19 protein-coding genes are annotated in these 16,906 nt (G+C 36.7%); 16 read left to right on the forward strand and 3 right to left on the reverse strand.

The window, feature by feature from the left end; genetic code table 11:
• The first annotated feature begins 316 nt into the window (after positions 1 to 316).
• From relB to EL171_RS01830, 4 genes are all read left to right on the forward strand, one after another.
• Entirely contained in the window at positions 317 to 538 is a 222-nt protein-coding gene (relB, locus tag EL171_RS01815) for a type II toxin-antitoxin system RelB family antitoxin (RefSeq protein WP_005387906.1), read from the forward strand.
• Complete coding sequence (locus EL171_RS01820; RefSeq protein WP_005387908.1) at positions 528 to 794, forward strand: type II toxin-antitoxin system RelE family toxin; 267 nt, start codon at positions 528 to 530, stop codon at positions 792 to 794. The genes relB and EL171_RS01820 overlap by 11 nt, the downstream gene beginning before the upstream one ends.
• Before the next feature lie 10 nt (positions 795 to 804).
• Positions 805 to 1,017, forward strand: a complete 213-nt coding sequence (locus EL171_RS01825) for a hypothetical protein (protein WP_005387910.1) — start codon at positions 805 to 807, stop codon at positions 1,015 to 1,017.
• Between the two features lie 66 nt (positions 1,018 to 1,083).
• Positions 1,084 to 2,169 carry a hypothetical protein gene (locus tag EL171_RS01830; RefSeq protein WP_005387912.1) on the forward strand — a complete coding sequence of 362 codons (1,086 nt, stop codon included), beginning with the start codon at positions 1,084 to 1,086 and terminating at the stop codon, positions 2,167 to 2,169.
• Between the two features lie 73 nt (positions 2,170 to 2,242).
• Here the strand turns inward: EL171_RS01830 and EL171_RS01835 are convergent, their stop codons facing one another.
• A complete protein-coding gene (locus EL171_RS01835; protein ID WP_005387914.1) occupies positions 2,243 to 3,034 on the reverse strand; it encodes a carbon-nitrogen family hydrolase in 792 nt (263 codons plus the stop codon).
• Between the two features lie 317 nt (positions 3,035 to 3,351).
• Between EL171_RS01835 and EL171_RS01845 the strand changes: the two genes are divergently transcribed.
• From EL171_RS01845 to EL171_RS01900, 12 genes are all read left to right on the forward strand, one after another.
• The gene (locus EL171_RS01845; protein WP_005387916.1) at positions 3,352 to 4,155 is read left to right on the forward strand and encodes a polysaccharide deacetylase family protein; all 804 of its coding nucleotides are present in this window, start codon (positions 3,352 to 3,354) and stop codon (positions 4,153 to 4,155) included.
• A gap of 11 nt (positions 4,156 to 4,166) precedes the next feature.
• Positions 4,167 to 5,105 (forward strand): phosphodiester glycosidase family protein, encoded by a 939-nt coding sequence (locus EL171_RS01850; RefSeq protein ID WP_039969603.1) that lies wholly within the window; start codon positions 4,167 to 4,169, stop codon positions 5,103 to 5,105.
• A gap of 8 nt (positions 5,106 to 5,113) precedes the next feature.
• The gene (locus tag EL171_RS01855) at positions 5,114 to 6,055 is read left to right on the forward strand and encodes a hypothetical protein (RefSeq protein ID WP_005387918.1); all 942 of its coding nucleotides are present in this window, start codon (positions 5,114 to 5,116) and stop codon (positions 6,053 to 6,055) included.
• Between the two features lie 69 nt (positions 6,056 to 6,124).
• On the forward strand, positions 6,125 to 7,297 hold the full coding sequence (locus tag EL171_RS01860; protein ID WP_039969605.1) for a glycosyltransferase family 9 protein: 1,173 nt from the start codon (positions 6,125 to 6,127) through the stop codon (positions 7,295 to 7,297).
• Entirely contained in the window at positions 7,284 to 7,610 is a 327-nt protein-coding gene (locus tag EL171_RS01865) for a hypothetical protein (RefSeq protein WP_005387920.1), read from the forward strand. The genes EL171_RS01860 and EL171_RS01865 overlap by 14 nt, the downstream gene beginning before the upstream one ends.
• Positions 7,611 to 8,139: 529 nt before the next feature.
• On the forward strand, positions 8,140 to 9,492 hold the full coding sequence (locus EL171_RS01870; RefSeq protein ID WP_126413434.1) for a pyruvate carboxylase subunit B: 1,353 nt from the start codon (positions 8,140 to 8,142) through the stop codon (positions 9,490 to 9,492).
• A gap of 441 nt (positions 9,493 to 9,933) precedes the next feature.
• Positions 9,934 to 11,274 carry a sensor histidine kinase gene (locus tag EL171_RS01875; protein WP_005387922.1) on the forward strand — a complete coding sequence of 447 codons (1,341 nt, stop codon included), beginning with the start codon at positions 9,934 to 9,936 and terminating at the stop codon, positions 11,272 to 11,274.
• Positions 11,271 to 11,960, forward strand: coding sequence for a response regulator transcription factor (locus EL171_RS01880; RefSeq protein ID WP_005387927.1), 690 nt, complete (start codon positions 11,271 to 11,273; stop codon positions 11,958 to 11,960). Before EL171_RS01875 ends, EL171_RS01880 begins: the two co-directional genes overlap by 4 nt.
• Before the next feature lie 664 nt (positions 11,961 to 12,624).
• The gene (locus EL171_RS01885) at positions 12,625 to 13,719 is read left to right on the forward strand and encodes a S1C family serine protease (RefSeq protein WP_005387929.1); all 1,095 of its coding nucleotides are present in this window, start codon (positions 12,625 to 12,627) and stop codon (positions 13,717 to 13,719) included.
• 338 nt (positions 13,720 to 14,057) lie between these two features.
• A complete protein-coding gene (locus EL171_RS01890; RefSeq protein WP_039969609.1) occupies positions 14,058 to 14,387 on the forward strand; it encodes a PadR family transcriptional regulator in 330 nt (109 codons plus the stop codon).
• Complete coding sequence (locus tag EL171_RS01895; RefSeq protein ID WP_005387932.1) at positions 14,374 to 14,949, forward strand: DUF1700 domain-containing protein; 576 nt, start codon at positions 14,374 to 14,376, stop codon at positions 14,947 to 14,949. Before EL171_RS01890 ends, EL171_RS01895 begins: the two co-directional genes overlap by 14 nt.
• 9 nt (positions 14,950 to 14,958) lie before the next feature.
• Complete coding sequence (locus EL171_RS01900; protein WP_005387933.1) at positions 14,959 to 15,405, forward strand: hypothetical protein; 447 nt, start codon at positions 14,959 to 14,961, stop codon at positions 15,403 to 15,405.
• Positions 15,406 to 15,595: 190 nt separating this feature from the next.
• On the opposite strand, the gene pyrE is transcribed toward EL171_RS01900, so the two are convergent.
• Both pyrE and pyrF read right to left on the reverse strand, forming a co-directional pair.
• Positions 15,596 to 16,183: an orotate phosphoribosyltransferase gene (gene pyrE, locus EL171_RS01905; protein WP_005387934.1), complete on the reverse strand. Its 588-nt coding sequence runs from the start codon at positions 16,181 to 16,183 to the stop codon at positions 15,596 to 15,598.
• Positions 16,180 to 16,899 (reverse strand): orotidine-5'-phosphate decarboxylase, encoded by a 720-nt coding sequence (gene pyrF, locus EL171_RS01910; protein WP_005387935.1) that lies wholly within the window; start codon positions 16,897 to 16,899, stop codon positions 16,180 to 16,182. The genes pyrE and pyrF overlap by 4 nt, the downstream gene beginning before the upstream one ends.
• Positions 16,900 to 16,906: the final 7 nt, after the last annotated feature.

The raw sequence follows: 16,906 nt of genomic DNA on the forward strand, positions 1-16,906 counted from the left end.
TAGTAAAATGAAAAAGATAAAATTTTTCTAAAATATTGACAAAGTTATTTTATAATTGTATATTAAAGGCGACATACTGGCGTGTCGTTAAAGGGACTTAGAGAGAGTTAGCCAGACTGACATACGATATAGTTCGAGAGTAACTATATACATAAAAAGGCATGCCGCTGAGAGACGAGAGAAGGGTGGTGTGCCTTTTTTGTATGCCTAATTTCTGAAATATAAAATTTTATTAAAATAGTACTGTTGGTAAGTTTAAGGAATAGACTAAAATCTCCCTATGTAATACAATGTATTACATAGGGAGGTGCTTTATATGGCAAATATTTCAGTCCGTTTAAATGAACAAGAAGAAGAGTTATTTAAAACATATGCTGAGTTTATGGATGAAACACTTTCTACTCTCTTTAAGAAGGCTTTACTAGAAAAGATTGAAGATGAATTTGATCTTAAGGTAGGTCAAAAAGCATTAGCAGAATATAAGCAAGATCCTGTTACTTATTCTGTAGCGGAAATGCGTGCAAAATATGGCTTATAAACTGGAGTTTTCTAAACGGTTTGACAAGCAATTTTCTAAACTCGATAAATCAACGCAACGTTATCTCTTTAATTGGCTTATCAAGAATGTAGATAATGTAGAAAATCCTAGATATTCAGGAAAATCATTGACAGGCAATAAGACGGGGCTGTGGCGTTATCGCATTGGTAATTATAGAGTCATTGCTGATATTAATGATGATAGATGTATTATTTTAGCGTTAGAAGTTGGCCATCGAAAAGATATTTACAAATAGAGGATATACTATGAAATACTTACGTCGTGAACTTAATCAAGTAGAAAAAGAATATTTAAAACAATTTGGACAAGACTCTTTAAACCGTGTCGTTCTACACGATCCAAATACAAAGGATAAACAAGAGGTACAAGATACGATTGATATTCTAAAAGACGCTATGGCAAAGAACAAACCTCTAGAACAAGTTCCAGAGGATATGTGGCGCCTTATTGAGTTTTAAATTACTTAAGTAGCTATATAACATGTAGAGCAACTCTTTTATATAGTTTATTTAATGGAGATATGAATGAAGGTAAAAGGATTTATACTTGTTGTGACCGCATTGGTTACTAATATAGGAATAACAAATGCTCAGCAGTTATCCACTCCATCTGTAGGAACACCTTTGGGCACAAAGACTACTCAAGTTGATAGAACACAACCTCTAGAGGTTATGCCTTATATGGAAAGTAAAGTAATGGGTGAAACAGAATTATCTTATTCTGTTATGTCTCTTGCTAAAAAAACATATAACGAACAAATATTACAGCAGCGAGATGTAGAATCGCGTATGCACGCTCATATAGAGGAACATAATAGAAAAATAAGAAGTACGCCACAACGAGACTTAATTAAAAATCCTTATACACGAAAAGAAATTGAAAAACAAATTGTAGATGCTATTAATTTTAAGGAAAGCATTAAATATCCTGTTAATGATAAGGAATATTACAATCATATAGATGTAGATAAAGTGAATGATTTGTCTGGTTTTCCAAAGAAAATACCTTCTTTTGCTAAGCAAGTTGATATTCATTTAAAGCCACCTAAGGCGATTGAAGATGGTCGGTATGTCCAAGTTTCTTTCACAGGTAAACCATCAGAGCTAAAGCCTTATATTCAAGATGCTGAAAATCATGCTAAGGTTATTATTACTAAGGGTGAGGCTGAACGTGTTTCGATTAAACCGTACGAGGATGTTAAGACGAAATATAGAAAATACATGTCTACTATATTGCCAGAAGAATGGATTGAAGTAACGAATACATTCAATAATATGTATCAATATAAAGTGGCCTTAAACAATGAGAATATTAAGCGAAAGGTTGATCGTGAGCTCTCTAACCAAATGAACAATCAAATGGGGTTGGACTTAGAGCAAGATACTAGTCAATTAAGTTCTGATAAAGTGTTGTCTAATGATGAAAATAAGGCTTTACAGAAAAAATATTTAGGCTACTATTCGTTTAAGGAAGTAAAGCGACCATTTAACGCAGATTATACATTCTATATCTTTAAATTTGATTATTCATATAACATGTTTACTGTTGCAGGTATGGCCGTTAATCCAGAACAAACTAGAGTAATCTATTTTTTACATACAGCTAAATAAAAATAAAAGGCACATTGTTAAATGAATGACCTTCCTGATTTAAGGAGGTAGTTCAAAACAATGTGCCTTTTTGTTATAGGTTATAGAGTTCAGGTTTGCGATCTCTAAAGATATTAATTTTGTTACGGATATCTTCGACTACAGCGAGGTCGATGTCTACGGAAGCAATGCCTTCATTAGTGTCCATTTCGAGTAGGTTGGTACCCCATGGGTCATATACAGCAGAGTGACCTGTACTTTGAACGCGGCCCACTGTGCCACAGCCGTTTACGGCACATACGTATAATTGGTTTTCAATAGCTCGCACTTCATTGAGTACCTGCCAGTGACGTAAACGCATCGTAGGCCATTGAGCAGGCACAAATAATAATTCCGTGCCTGGCAATGCAGCCATTCTTATGAGCTCAGGGAAGCGGATGTCGTAACAGATGACGGTACTACAAGGAATTCCATCTAATTCAAAATGAGTTGTATGAGTACCACCAGCAAAGTATTTGTCTTCTTTGGCAGGGCTAAAGCCGTGCATCTTTGAATATTCTCCTACAAGTTTACCGCTTCGGTTGTAAACATAGGATGTATTAAATACGAGATTGTCTTTTGCAACTGCTACAGAACCGCCCACAATATTTACATTATGTTTTTTAGCGAATGCACTTAATAAGGCTTTTGTGCGGTCACCATTTGCATCAGCGATATTGATTAAATCTGTAGATGGATAAAAACCAGTGTTCCAGGTTTCCGGTAATACGATAATATCTGGATTTTCAGATAGGGATTGAGACAATAATTCTTGAACTCGATTGTAGTTATATTCTACGTCGTTTACGTGGACATCCATTTGTATGAGAGTAAGACGTTTTTTCATGGTAAATCCTCTGAGTATTAAAATAGTATAGTTTACGATATATAGTATATAATTAAAATATTAAAGCATTATTGAGCGTATTACAATATAACAATGGTAATAGTTTAAATGCTATTCTTTTGTGGGAATGGATAAAATGGAATTAGATAACACTAGATGTACAGGCAATCATTACCATAGGTATTCCAGATGAGCCTATGTATCCTAGACCTAGAAAATCACTTGATGAGGTACTAGTAAAGCGTTAGTTTTTTACTAATCTTCATAGAAATGTTATAATATTCTGTATATAATTGTGTTCTAATAGAGGAGGACCTATGAAACGGATTCCATTGGTAACACTATTAGTTGTCGCATTGACAATGGTTTTAGCAGGATGTGGACTGCTTTCACAAAAAACAGAGCCCACTAGTTCAGCGCCACCAGTAAAAGAAGTCAAAATGGTACATCCATCAGGTATTCCTGTTCTTATGTATCATAAAATTGGCGACGATAAAGATAATGATGCGGTTATTCGTGAGGATTTATTCAGAGAACAAATGAAGTTCCTCAAAGATAATGGCTATAATCCACTAACGATGGATCAACTATATGACTATGTCGTAAATGGTGCAGCAGTGCCTGAAAAACCTGTTGTATTAACCTTCGATGATGGCTATGCTGATACGTATTCTATCGTATATCCAATCATGAAAGAGTATGGTTTTGCAGCCACTGTGTTTATCAATCCTGGCGATGTAGGCACTCGGTTAACTTGGGATCAAATTCGTGAAATGCATAAGAATGGTATCACCATTTCTAATCACGGGTTCCAACATATCGAAATGGGCCAATTGTCTGAAGCTAAACAAATAGAAAATATTACAAAGGCTCAAGAAGCCCTCGCGAAAGAAGTAGGTATCAAGGATAATCCTTGGTTCTGCTATCCTTATGGAGATAAAAATGAATTCACCGATGCTGCCACTAAAAAAGCGGGCATTAAAATGAGTATGGCCATGAAATCTGGCTGGGTTCATACAGGTGATAATCCATATAACATTTTGCGTGTCTGGGTTGGTAATGCTGTTGATATCAAACATTTTGAAGAACGCATTAGCACTGAACATTTCACTGATTTATAAGGAGAAATACATTGTTCAAAAAGAATTGGGTAAAGTTCATCATCATGGTGTTCCTATTTACCGTTGTAACCTCACCATTCGTGGTGCTCTTTGGACCATTTAATAATGTAAAGCGCGCCGTTATTGGTGCCATATTGCAATCTCGCCATCCTCATTACATTACATGGCTATTCAGTGAAGATGAATTGCAATCTATTTTGGGCACGGTTGGTGTTGTTAAAAGCCAAGATTTGTTCAAGTTTAATGCTCGTGAAGATAAGAGTTTAAACCTTGAAAAAATTCAGTCTGCTCGTTATGTAGGCTATATTCTTGAAATTCCAGATCCTCGTCGTATTGAAGTCGGTACAGCTGCTAATATTCAAGAAAAAGGCGATACTACAAGTAATATTGCGAAGATGAATAATGCGGTAGCTGCTATCAATGGCGGTGGTTTCCACGATCCTAATGGTACTGGTACAGGCCGTTTGCCATATGGCTTTATCTTGCATGATGGTGAATATGTCATCGGTAAAGATGTAGGACCTGAGGAAGCGGTAGACTTTGTAGGCTTCTCTAAATCTGGTAACCTTATTGCAGGTAACTATGACAAAACACAACTTGGTGATATGAAAGCAATGGAAGGTATTACCTTTGGCCCACCTCTTATCGTAGATGGTAAGAAGATGATTACTGAAGGCGATGGCGGCTGGGGCGTAGGTCCACGTACTGCTATCGGTCAAAAGAAAGATGGTACAGTACTATTCCTCGTAATTGATGGTCGTCAACCAGGTTATTCTCTTGGCGCTACATTACGTGACGTACAAGATATTCTCTATGAAAAAGGTTGCTATATTGCAGCGAATTTAGATGGTGGTTCTAGTTCTACACTATACCTCAATGGTAAAGTAGTAAACAAACCAGCCGATTTGTTAGGGGAACGCATGATCCCAACGGCGTTTATCGTGAAATAGGAGGACACATGAAACCTTTTACGCGTGTACTGAGCGCCTTTGCGGTAGGTATTCTTCTGCAAGGTGGGGTGTACCTATACCTTGATCAATATATGTTTGCACCGACTACGGATTTTAATGTGGCTGGTGCTTCAAAGGATGATACTAAGAACTTTCCTGATGTAAAGGAAGGAACTAAATATGTATCTTATGACCGTCAGTTCATGGCGGTTGTTACTGAAAGCTCTTTAAAAATTTATAAGGCTAATGAAAGCAAGCCTACAACGATTGATTTGAAGGGCCGTTCTATTAGTTACTTCAGCTGGATGCCTGACCGTAACTATGCTATCATGGGGCTATATGATTCTAGAGAGGTTGTTATGGCTCGTCTCAATGCGGATGATCCTGAACATGAAGTAGATACTAAACTTGAAGATTTGCCTCGTAACAGTAAAATCGTAGATGCTGCGTATTCTGAAGCGACAAACGTTGTTTACATGAAGGTAAAGGTTCAAGAACACGCATATCGCATTTATCGTACTGATGCTAACTATGATACGCGTCGCGTTTATATGCAAGCTACAGATATTGGTCATATTGGCGTATTCTATGATGAAGATAGATTCTTCTATGATAATGCCAAGACTGGGGATATCTTCATGTTTAATGGTATTGAAGGTGGTTGGCGTGTTATCAACCCACCAGGACGATTCCGCTTAATCGGTGTTGATATGGATAAAACTATCTATATTGCTCGTGTTGATGAGGATAACAATGCCTTAACTGTTTACACTGGTAAACTCGGTGTAGGCTTCAAACCAGTTTATAAATACAATCATCCAACAACATTCAATGAATTAACATTGTCTGATGTAAAAACTATCATTAAGGATGGTAGTGACGAAACTACGAAGGTAACAGAAGATGATACATCTTCTAAATCTTCTAGTGATAGTAAAAAGAAATCTTAAGACAAAGCCTTTATAATGATTCATTATAAAGGCTTTATTCCTATACTAGTTTGTACTAAAAGGATATATATGAATATATTATTTGTACGACTCAGCTACATAGGCGATATACTACATGCTACACCTGCAGCACGCTGGATTAAAGAACACTATTCAGAGGCAAAGCTCCATTGGATTGTAACACCTAGTATGGTAGAACTTTTAAAGAACAATCCCTATGTAGATGAAATCATTCCATGGGAACGGGATGAATACGAAGCACATTCTAAAAAACTACATATTCCAACGATGTGGCGCATGTGGTGGGAACTTAGAGATAAGTTGGAACCATATAAATTTGATGTGGCTGTCGATGTACAAGGGCGACTCATAACAGGGCTCGTTTTATTAGCATCAGGTGCACCTATTCGCCTTGGCCTTGGTGGTACAAAAGAACTAAATTGGCTGTTTACAAACTACAAAGCAAAGCCAAGTACGGATCATGTTATCAAGCGATATATAGAGGTAGCAGAATTACTGAATACTGCCGTTACAGAGCATAGTGACCTAAATGTATCCAGTGCTGTTTCTGAGGATAATGTAAAACCTTGTATAACAAATGGGGTAACTGGTAAAAAGCTATACCACATGGACTTTTTTGTGCCACCTAATTTGCATGTTTGGGCAGAAGAACAGTGGAAATCAATTAGTTATGACACATTTTTGGAGCGTAGCGAAGTAGAAAAGCCACTACGCGTAGGTCTTGTGTTAGGCACGTCCTGGGCGACGAAAGAGTGGCCTCAAGAGAAATGGTATTCTCTTATTAAATCCCTTCAGTATCGAGCTAATTTTGTTTGTTTAGGTGGTCCAAAGGAGGCTACTCAATACAAACCATTGATGGATTCCTTAACAGTTGATGGCCTTGATAAAATTATGCTAAATATGCTGGGGAAAACTACACTTCAAGAGGTAGGGGCTTTAATTGAAAGTTGCGATGTAGTAGTGACTGCTGATACAGGATCATTACATATTGCATTGGCTTTAAATAAACCAGTAGTAGCATTATTTGGCCCTACGGATCCTAAACTGTGGGGTCCATTAACGGGAAACTTTAAGGTTCTTGTTAATGATGAGTTAGATTGCTTAGGTTGTCGTAAACGACGTTGTCCTAAGCCTGATCAATATTGTATGTCTGGTATTGACTCAGTACGCGTGAAAAAGGCGATTTTCGAATTGATAGGAGATAAACATGGCAAAGTTTAAAATTCAAAAAGGTTTATCCGATGCGGATATGATGAAAAACTTTAAAGATACTGAAAATTTTGAAGATACTATGCTAGATATGGAACGTTCTGCAAAGAAACCTGTAGTACATCAAAGTCCAAAACAAAAGGAAGATGCATTTTATCGTGAATTCCTTACAGATAAGGTAGAAACATTAATTGGTAAAATGTTGCTCGACATTAAGATGGAATACTTTAAAGAAGGGGAAGGGGACTTCTCTATCCAAGTAAAAAGAGATGGTAAAAATATTGTTCTTGAAACAGCACCTAAAAAGGTAAAACCTGAAAAATAATATGATAAAGAGCATTTAGTAAAAGAATCTACCTATAAAAGGTAGGTTCTTTTGTATATTTATAAAATGTAGAAATACGGGGGTTATTATCAATAAAATTGATAATGTTATAAATGTACCGATGATTGTCGAATTACTAGATTTATAAATACCGATATACTTTGAAAGCTGATAAATAATAACTAAAAATTATTACGAAATAATTTTTTGTTTCTCATTAAAAAGAGCAATTAATAAGAAGAGGATTTGATTAAAAATACACGTTAAACTCTAGCTTTTTAGCACTTTATTGTGAGTTCCATCACGAAAAAATCATAAAAGAATACATGAAATCATGAGTAAATTGCATAATGTGGTTGTTGACAAAGAATTCTATAAGTAGTCTAATATAAGTATGTCTTAACGATTTGTAGAGTATTTGCCTGTGTGAGCAAGTTCTACAAAAATCGTAAAAAAATAGGTATGAGATAGTTGTGTGGTGGATGTATAAAATTACATACACAAAACTATTTCGATTTGGAGGATTAACATGGCTAAAAAATTAAGAATCTGCGAAACCGTTCTTCGTGACGGTCATCAATCTATTTTGGCAACACGCATGCGTTATGAACAAATGGAACCAGTGCTTGGCCTTTTAGATGAAATTGGTTATGAAGCTCTTGAATGTTGGGGCGGCGCTACTTATGATAGCTGTCTTCGTTTCTTGAATGAAGATCCATGGGAACGCCTTCGCAAATTAAAAGCTAATGTAAAAAATACACCACTACAAATGTTACTTCGTGGCCAAAACTTGTTGGGCTACAAACATTACTCTGATGATGTAGTGGAAGCATTCTGTAAAGCTGCTGTAAAAAATGGTATTGACCGTATCCGTATTTTCGACGCATTGAACGACCCTCGTAACATGGAAGCTGCTATTAAATATTCCAAAAAAGCAGGCGCACACGTTCAATCCGCAATGGTATACACTATTTCTCCAGTTCATACAACTGAAAGCTTCTTGAAAGTAGCTGAAACATTGGTAGAAATGGGTACTGATTCCTTTTGTATCAAAGATATGTCCGGTTTGTTAGGACCTGCTGATGCATATGATTTGGTTTCCACATTCAAAAAACGTTTTGGTGAATTGCCAATCGACTTGCACAGCCATTTCACTTGCGGTCTTGCAAGCACTACATACTGGGAAGCTGCTAAAGCTGGCGTAGATATCATCGATACTGCTATCTCTCCATTCGCTCATGCAACTAGCCAACCAGCTACTGAAACTATGATCGAAATGTTCAAAGGTACTGAATGGGATCTTGGTCTTGACCTTGATAAATACATTCCATTAGTTGACCACTTCCGTAAAGTAAAACAACAAATCGCTGAAGAATTCAACTTGAAACCAGCTAGCGATGTAATCCCAGCTGTTCGTCGTTACCAAATTCCTGGCGGTATGTTGTCCAATACTCAAAACCAATTGAACGAAATGGGTATGGGCGATCGCTTCTTCGACGTTATGGATGAAAAGCCACGCGTTCGTGAAGACTTGGGTTACCCTCCATTGGTAACTCCAACATCCCAAATCGTTGGTACAATGGCTATGATGAACGTTATGATGGGCGACCGTTACAAAATGGTTCCTAACGAAGTTAAAGACCTTGTACGCGGTAAATATGGTGCGTTGCCTGGTAAAATTTCTGACGAAATTCGTCACACTATCATTGGTGATGAAGAACCAATCACTTGCCGTCCAGCAGATCTTATCGAACCTGAATTGGAAGGTTACCGTCAAGATTTAGCTTCCAAAGGCTACAATGGTATCACTGACGAAGACGTATTGACTTACGCTATGTTCCCAGAAGTTGCTATTAACTTCTTCGATGCAAATCGTCGTTAATCCAAATATTAAAAGAGGATTCCTTAGGAATCCTCTTTTTTTGTGTTAATAGTAATCATTTAATAGTCATCATAAGATTAGCGTAAGTAAATGATAGAAAGAAATTTATTTTTTCAGATATGACATTTTTATATTTAGAGATTTTATAAAAAATATAGAGATTATTATCCGGAGAGATATAAATACTTGTATTTTATGTCCAAAAAAATACTTGTAATACATTTGTGCGATCCACACGGATACGTGTAAATTATATTGAATGTTGGAGGATATTAGGTAAAATAAGGCTTTCCGTGGTTGTATACCAACTATTAATTATAAACTAATAATGAATAATAAATGAAAGCTATATTATTTTTTTGATTAATATACTTGCTTTAAGTATTAAAAATAGCGTAAACTATAAGAAGTATCTAATATTTATGATATTGAGGTAACCCTGTGAATTTACAAATACGGATTTGGATATCCAATGTTGTGCTCTTTGTAGTGCCTATTTTGATAGCAATTATCTTATTTTTGTTATACTTTACAGGTCTGCGCATATTGGCTAATGCCGGTTACTATTTGCGTATTGAGCAGGAACAACAGTTTAAAAGTGTCAGTCGAATCACTGAAACAATTACCTTTTATGGTTTAGAAAACAACTTAATAGATAGCTTAGTAAAGCCTAGCTATAGTCTACTTGATCCGAAGGAAGTATATGTAGAGGTACTAGATCAAGGTAATATGGTGTACAGCTATGGTAATCCTCAAATCTATAGTGCTTCTGCTATTGTTGGTCTTATTGATGTAAACCCTGAATTACAAGGTATTGTATATCAGTCCAATAATACGTTCGTATATGAAATGCGGAAATACGATGGGCGACATGCTTACGTATATCATATTGCTATAAAGCGCGCTACTCATGGTAGTGATAGCTTAATGGAAACAGTTTCCTTCTATATTATTGTAGTGGCTATATTACTCTTTATTGTTACGTTCTTTGCTATTAACCGATTTGTTACACGCTTTATCATGATTCATGTTAAGAATATGACAAAGTCCTTAGAAATGGCCAATCGCCAGATTGAAATGGAACAGGAGCAACAAAAAGAGTTACTAGCAGGGATATCCCATGATATTCGAACGCCGTTAACAGCTATTAAAGCGTACGCAGAAGGTGTTCGCGATGGTATAGCACCAACAGAAGAACAACAAAAACGCTACATGGGAATTATTTTAAAACGAGCTAATGATTTAGATTCGATGTTAGAGGAGTTATTCCTCATTACAACTTTAAATTATAAAAAAGAGTCCCGTCCATCTGAACGAATTGAACTCGGTCAATATGTACGTGATTTTGTAGAAGATCATTTGGCTCCTTATCAAACAAGAGGTCTAGAAATTAAATTCCGTATAGCAGCGGAAAATGCTTTCATTAATGCAAACCCACAATTGTTACAGCGGGTTTTACAAAATGTGTTGAACAATAGTGCTAAGTATAAAATATCCGATGTCGGTCATTGTGTTATTGATGTAACTAGTGATGATGATTTTGTATACTGTGTTATCAGTGATGATGGTCCAGGGGTACCACCAGAATCTTTAGAACGTCTAATGCGTCCATTCTACCGTGTAGATTCATCTCGTACGAACCCACAAGAAGGTAGTGGTCTGGGATTATCGATTATTCGTCGAATTATGGAAATCTTTGAAGGCCGAGTTGTGATTGAAAATGTAAGACCACATGGTCTACGTATTATATTAGAATTTCCTAAACAAGGAGAAGAATCATGAGTGAACATATCTTAATTATTGAAGACGATTTGGATATCGCCAATATTGAGCGTGATTATTTGATGGTGGCAGGTTATGATGTAACTATTATGACTAATGGTACTGAAGGTATTGAGGCTGCCTTAAATACTCCTGTAGACCTTATTATCCTTGATGTTATGTTGCCAGAAATGGATGGTTTTGAAGTTTGCCGCCAAATTCGAGACAAGGTTCGTGTACCAATTGTTATGGTAACAGCTCGACTTGATGATATTGATAAAATCCGTGGTCTAGGTGTAGGCGCTGATGACTACATTGAAAAACCATTCTCGCCATCTGTATTGATTGCAAAAATCAAAGCTATGTTAGCACAATATAAGCGTTTAACAGAGCGTGATGCTATGGAAACCAATGCGATTCAATCTGGAGAAATCCGTCTTGATCCTAAGATGATGAAAGTTTGGGTAAACGAAAAAGAAGTTCACCTTAAAAAGAAAGAATTCCAGTTATTAGAATTCTTAATGCGTAATCGTGATATCGTATTCAGTAAAGAAGAATTATACTCTCGCGTTTGGGGGTTAGATTCCTATGGTGATTATGCAACAGTAGCTGTACATATCAACCGTTTACGTGAAGAAATTGAAGATAATCCATCTGATAGTAAACACATTATTACAGTATGGGGCGTGGGTTATAAATTTGTTTGATAACTGAAAAGGATATTCATACTATATTCACGTTATTCGTGGCTGTTGATTAATTATGAATTTATAGAGGGTTATTATATAGATATAATCAAAGTTTTAACAATATTTTATAATGTTACTTTGATAATTTAGATATACAATGTATACTAATTCTAGTAAGGCTGAAGTTTGATTCCAGAAAAGTACAACTAAACTTCTCTCTCTTAATAAGTTCTCTCTCAAACTTTTCTGGGTCATATATACTCTCTCTCAACAGTCCTTACACTCTCAAACTATATGCATAAAGGGCATTCCTAGCGACGGCTAGCGAATGCCCTTTATGTTTTATATGGTACATTTTTATATAGATATGTCTTTATGTAATTTCTCTATAGTTGAATCGCCTTGAAATTAGATTTGCTCTTAACATATTACAAGATACATATTATTTATAGAAATTATATTTTTATAATAGATGTAATAAATTGTTATCTTGCAATGTGCTGTCTTGCGTACTATAATAGGTTCATCAAAAATTGATTTTATAAAATTGATTTTGGTGAAAGTAGATATATACTGCTATATTACATTGTTGTTACAGTGTGTATTCGATTGCGATTGGCAGTTTATATGATAAGAAATATAACACTAAGAAATCATTAAGAGATGATATAAGGAGATATGCATGAATTTTTCAAAATATAAGAAATCAATTATTGCCTGTGTGCTAGCTCTTAGTATTGGTGTAGGTGGTGGATACTATTTCTTTGGTAATCCTGTTACACATCAAACAACTGTGAAGGAGCAAACTAAACAAACGAAACCTATTACAGATACACGTAATACATACGTAGTTCAAGCGGCAAAAGAATCTGGCCCAGCTGTAGTGGGAATTACCACTCAAGTTTTCCAAAAGGATATTTTTAACCGTACCATCTATGCTGGAGAGGGTGTAGGCTCTGGTGTATTGATTGACAATGAAGGTCATATTGTAACAAATAACCACGTTGTAGCTGGAGCAAAGAATGGAGAAGTTACAGTATCTTTATCTGATGGTTCAACAGTAACAGGTACCGTAATCGGTACAGATGCTCAAACAGACTTAGCTGTTGTTAAAATCAATCCACCGAAGAATATTCAACCCATAAAAATTGGTGATTCTGATTCTTTACAAGTAGGAGAACCTGCTATTGCTATTGGTAATCCATTAGGTCTAGAGTTTAAAGGCTCTGTTACATCTGGTGTAATTAGTGCGTTAGCTCGTACTATTGATGATCAAGGACAACGCTTCCCCTTGATCCAAACCGATGCAGCTATCAATCCAGGTAACTCCGGTGGTGCTCTCATCAATGCGGATGGAGAGTTAATTGGCATTAATAGTTCTAAGATTTCTAAAGAAGGTGTGGAAGGTATGGGATTTGCCATTCCTATTAATTCCGCTATGACCGTTGTAGACTATATTATTAAAAATGGTAAGGTTGTACGCCCTTATATTGGTGTATGGGCTGTGGATCGTCAAACCGCAGCGCGTAACAATGTAAGTTATGAAGGGGAAGGTCTTCTTATTGTTCAACTTGATGCGAATGGTCCTGCTGCACAGGCTGGCTTAGTGGAAGGCGATACAATTGCTCAAGTTGATGGTAAAGATATTAGCACATTGTTAGAATTAAAAGAGCAAATTGACGCTAAGAGCCCTGGTGATACTGTTTTGGTATCTTATACTCATAATGGCAAAATGAAGAGCACACAGCTTAAATTAGGTCAAGCAACTTCAAAATAAATAGCTGATGTTAGAGTAAATAGATTATTTTAAAATCAATGAAAAATCCTCATCCGTTGGATGGGGATTTTTATGTTGTAGCCGAAGTATGTGCGATACATATAGGGTAACATTAGTAAAATTAGAAAAAAATTAAGATAGTTTTTGCCTTATAAAAGCAGATATTATCAGTGTTTATAGGTTGTTAAGATCGTGGGTTTATATTTTGTAAAATATATTTTTAACAAGGTACCTTGTAATACGAGGTACCTTGTGTTATTATGTATTTGTCAGTACATGATAGTGACCGTAAGAGAGCTTTCACATTGGCAGGTAGGCATAACCTAAAGGGAGGAACTATGCAAGTTCAATTAAAAAAAGGTGTTATGGATATGCTTGTGCTAGCATTATTAACACAAAGTGATCGCTATGGATATGAAATCGTAAGCACCATTTCCGAATATATTGAAATTTCGGAAGGAACGATATATCCATTATTTAATAGATTAAAGAAAGAAAAGTATGTTGAGACCTATTTGAAGGAGTCCTCTACAGGACCATCTCGAAAATATTATCACATCACGGCAGATGGCCGTACAGCATACAATCAGATGCGCCAAGAATGGGATGAATTTTCTGGTGTCATCAATATCCTGTTGAAAGGAGTCGACTATAATGGACAAAAATAGCTTTTTAGAAGCACTGCGCAATATATTCAAAAAGGCGCGCGTTGCTGATGTAGAGAGTATTATAGAGGTTTATGAAGAGCACTTTGCTGTAGGCTATGAAAAAGGTCTTACAGATAGTGAAATTATTAAATCTTTGGGAACTCCAGAGGAAATCTATACATCTTATGTAGATGCAGGCATTATTACAGATACATTAGGCCAAGATGGTGGTGACAGTAAATCTGTAAATATGCAAGAAATTTATGCTAGATTTGATGACTACAAAGAGCGTTTATTGCCGCAGTTACCAGGAATGGCTAAAAAAGCATCTAAAACCTTACTATCCATAGGTAGTGGTTTATCATATATTGTGGGGGTTCTTATATTTATTATTACGCCGGCATTCCTGTATTTATTAGGTAGCTCTTGGCAACCATTCGAGAATGTAACGGCATTTCCTGCATTATCATTGGTAACTTTAGTTGCACTTGGTGGTGTAGGTCTCTTTGGGGGCCTTACATGTATCTTTATTGGTATTGAACTTCGTGGTGTACGCGAACGTTATTTCAGCAATGTAGATTAAGGAGGACCTATGAGACGAATTATAATTGCTGCCATTCTAACTGTAATCAGTGCTGTAGGGGTAGGTACATCCTTTGCTGTAAATGATTTACCAAATTTTGGTGAATGGATGAAAACCAATGAACAACAGTTTAGAAAACCACATAGACATGATGGTTCTAATATGCATATGGACCAACATATGATGGATGGAAATAATCAAATGATGCCTCAAGATGGTATGGGGCCAAATAATGGTCAACATATGTACCAAAATTGTCAAAACCAAATGATACCTCAAGATGGTATGGGGCCAAATAATGGTCAACATATGTATCAAAATAGTCAAATGTCTCCGCAAGGTCAAATAGGGCAACAAGGTCAACCTGACCAAATGCCTCAAGGGGGACAACCAAATGGTAATGCGCCTCAACCACCTGTGGAACAAGGTGCACCACAGACTACTCAAAATCAATAGTATTTTATTGACTTTTTTCTCTCACAACACTTTTAGAGTGCGTGGTCATGAAAGTGCATTCATGGCCACCGTAGAGCCATACACTCTACGTGATACATTCGTATCAGAATCTCTCTCTTACACACAATAACTACACACAAACAAAAAGAGCTCCTCAGTGAAGGAGCTCTTTTTGTATCTGTTTATAATTTTATTTAATGTGTTTAGAACCACGTTCTGTCATAGCTACGCCATCTTTACAAAGAGGGCATTCTTCCTGTTTATATGTAGGAACTTCGAGGTTAAGCAATGCTTGTACTTTTTCGTGAGGTACGCCGAATTCTGCTTTACCACCAGAGCGGTTAACAAGCAAACCTACACCTACGATTTCACCACCGGCTTGGTTTACAACATTTACTACTTCTTGTACAGAACCACCAGTAGTTACGATGTCTTCAACGATAAGTACGCGTGTGCCTGGCTCAATTTTAAAGCCACGGCGCAATGTCATAACACCTTTTTCGCGTTCTGTGAAAATCGCACGTGTGCCAAGTGCTTTACCCACTTCGTGAGCTAGTAAGATGCCACCAGTCATAGGGCCAATAACAAGCTCAACGTTTTGATCACGGAAGCGTTCAGCTAATTCTTTACAAAGTGCTTCTGTATATTTTGGATGTTGTAATACATTGAATTTTTCAACGTACATTGGGCTGTGGAGTCCAGATGTCAAAAGGAAGTGACCTTCTAAAATAGCTTGAGTGTCGATCAATAATTGTTTTACTTCTTGTTCTGTCATCATTTGGATACATTCTCCATTTCTTCAATAATTAAACGAACTGCTTCACGAGGATTTTCAGCTTGTGTAATAGGACGGCCAATAACGAGGCGAGATGCGCCATCTTGTAATGCGCTAGCAGGAGTAGCAACGCGTTTTTGGTCGTCTGTTGTTGCAAAGGAAGGACGAATACCAGGTGTTACGATGAGGAAATCATCACCACATGCTTCACGGATCATCTTAGCTTCTAAGGCGGAGCATACAACGCCATCCATACCACATTCTTTAGCGAGCTTAGCAAGGCGAATTACTTGGTCGGAAATAGGTAGTTGGCCACCGATAGCAGTCCAAGATTCATCGTCGAAACTAGTTAGAGCAGTGATAGCCAATAATTTTGGTCGCTCAACGCCTAGTGTTTCACCGCTTTCACGAGCTGCCTCTACAGCGGCTTTCATCATGACAGGGCCACCTTGACCATGCAAAGTGATTAAACTAGCGCCGAGACGTGTTAAGGAAGAAACTCCATGGGCTACGGTGTTTGGAATGTCGTGCAATTTCAAATCAAGAAATATTTGTTTGTTTTGCTCTTGTAAAAAGCGAATTGTTTTTGCTCCTTCGGCGTAGAATAGCTCCATTCCGACCTTGTAAAAGCTAACCGAATCACCGAGGGATAATACGATTTCTTTTACAGCATCCATCGTGGATACGTCAAGGGCAACGATTAATCTGTCATCTGCCATGTTGCAA

Source organism: Veillonella dispar (genome assembly GCF_900637515.1).
Classification (GTDB): Bacteria; Bacillota; Negativicutes; order Veillonellales; family Veillonellaceae; genus Veillonella; species Veillonella dispar.

What these genes read in the sequence shown, in the direction of transcription:
- EL171_RS01860 (WP_039969605.1), top strand. Translation starts at nt 6,125, where the DNA reads ATGAATATATTATTTGTACGACTCAGCTACATAGGCGATATACTACAT.
- relB (WP_005387906.1), top strand. Translation starts at nt 317, where the DNA reads ATGGCAAATATTTCAGTCCGTTTAAATGAACAAGAAGAAGAGTTATTT.
- EL171_RS01870 (WP_126413434.1), top strand. Translation starts at nt 8,140, where the DNA reads ATGGCTAAAAAATTAAGAATCTGCGAAACCGTTCTTCGTGACGGTCAT.
- EL171_RS01835 (WP_005387914.1), bottom strand. Translation starts at nt 3,034, where the DNA reads ATGAAAAAACGTCTTACTCTCATACAAATGGATGTCCACGTAAACGAC.
- EL171_RS01900 (WP_005387933.1), top strand. Translation starts at nt 14,959, where the DNA reads ATGAGACGAATTATAATTGCTGCCATTCTAACTGTAATCAGTGCTGTA.
- EL171_RS01880 (WP_005387927.1), top strand. Translation starts at nt 11,271, where the DNA reads ATGAGTGAACATATCTTAATTATTGAAGACGATTTGGATATCGCCAAT.
- EL171_RS01845 (WP_005387916.1), top strand. Translation starts at nt 3,352, where the DNA reads ATGAAACGGATTCCATTGGTAACACTATTAGTTGTCGCATTGACAATG.
- EL171_RS01895 (WP_005387932.1), top strand. Translation starts at nt 14,374, where the DNA reads ATGGACAAAAATAGCTTTTTAGAAGCACTGCGCAATATATTCAAAAAG.
- pyrE (WP_005387934.1), bottom strand. Translation starts at nt 16,183, where the DNA reads ATGATGACAGAACAAGAAGTAAAACAATTATTGATCGACACTCAAGCT.
- EL171_RS01855 (WP_005387918.1), top strand. Translation starts at nt 5,114, where the DNA reads ATGAAACCTTTTACGCGTGTACTGAGCGCCTTTGCGGTAGGTATTCTT.
- EL171_RS01820 (WP_005387908.1), top strand. Translation starts at nt 528, where the DNA reads ATGGCTTATAAACTGGAGTTTTCTAAACGGTTTGACAAGCAATTTTCT.
- EL171_RS01885 (WP_005387929.1), top strand. Translation starts at nt 12,625, where the DNA reads ATGAATTTTTCAAAATATAAGAAATCAATTATTGCCTGTGTGCTAGCT.
- EL171_RS01825 (WP_005387910.1), top strand. Translation starts at nt 805, where the DNA reads ATGAAATACTTACGTCGTGAACTTAATCAAGTAGAAAAAGAATATTTA.
- EL171_RS01865 (WP_005387920.1), top strand. Translation starts at nt 7,284, where the DNA reads ATGGCAAAGTTTAAAATTCAAAAAGGTTTATCCGATGCGGATATGATG.
- pyrF (WP_005387935.1), bottom strand. Translation starts at nt 16,899, where the DNA reads ATGGCAGATGACAGATTAATCGTTGCCCTTGACGTATCCACGATGGAT.
- EL171_RS01890 (WP_039969609.1), top strand. Translation starts at nt 14,058, where the DNA reads ATGCAAGTTCAATTAAAAAAAGGTGTTATGGATATGCTTGTGCTAGCA.
- EL171_RS01830 (WP_005387912.1), top strand. Translation starts at nt 1,084, where the DNA reads ATGAAGGTAAAAGGATTTATACTTGTTGTGACCGCATTGGTTACTAAT.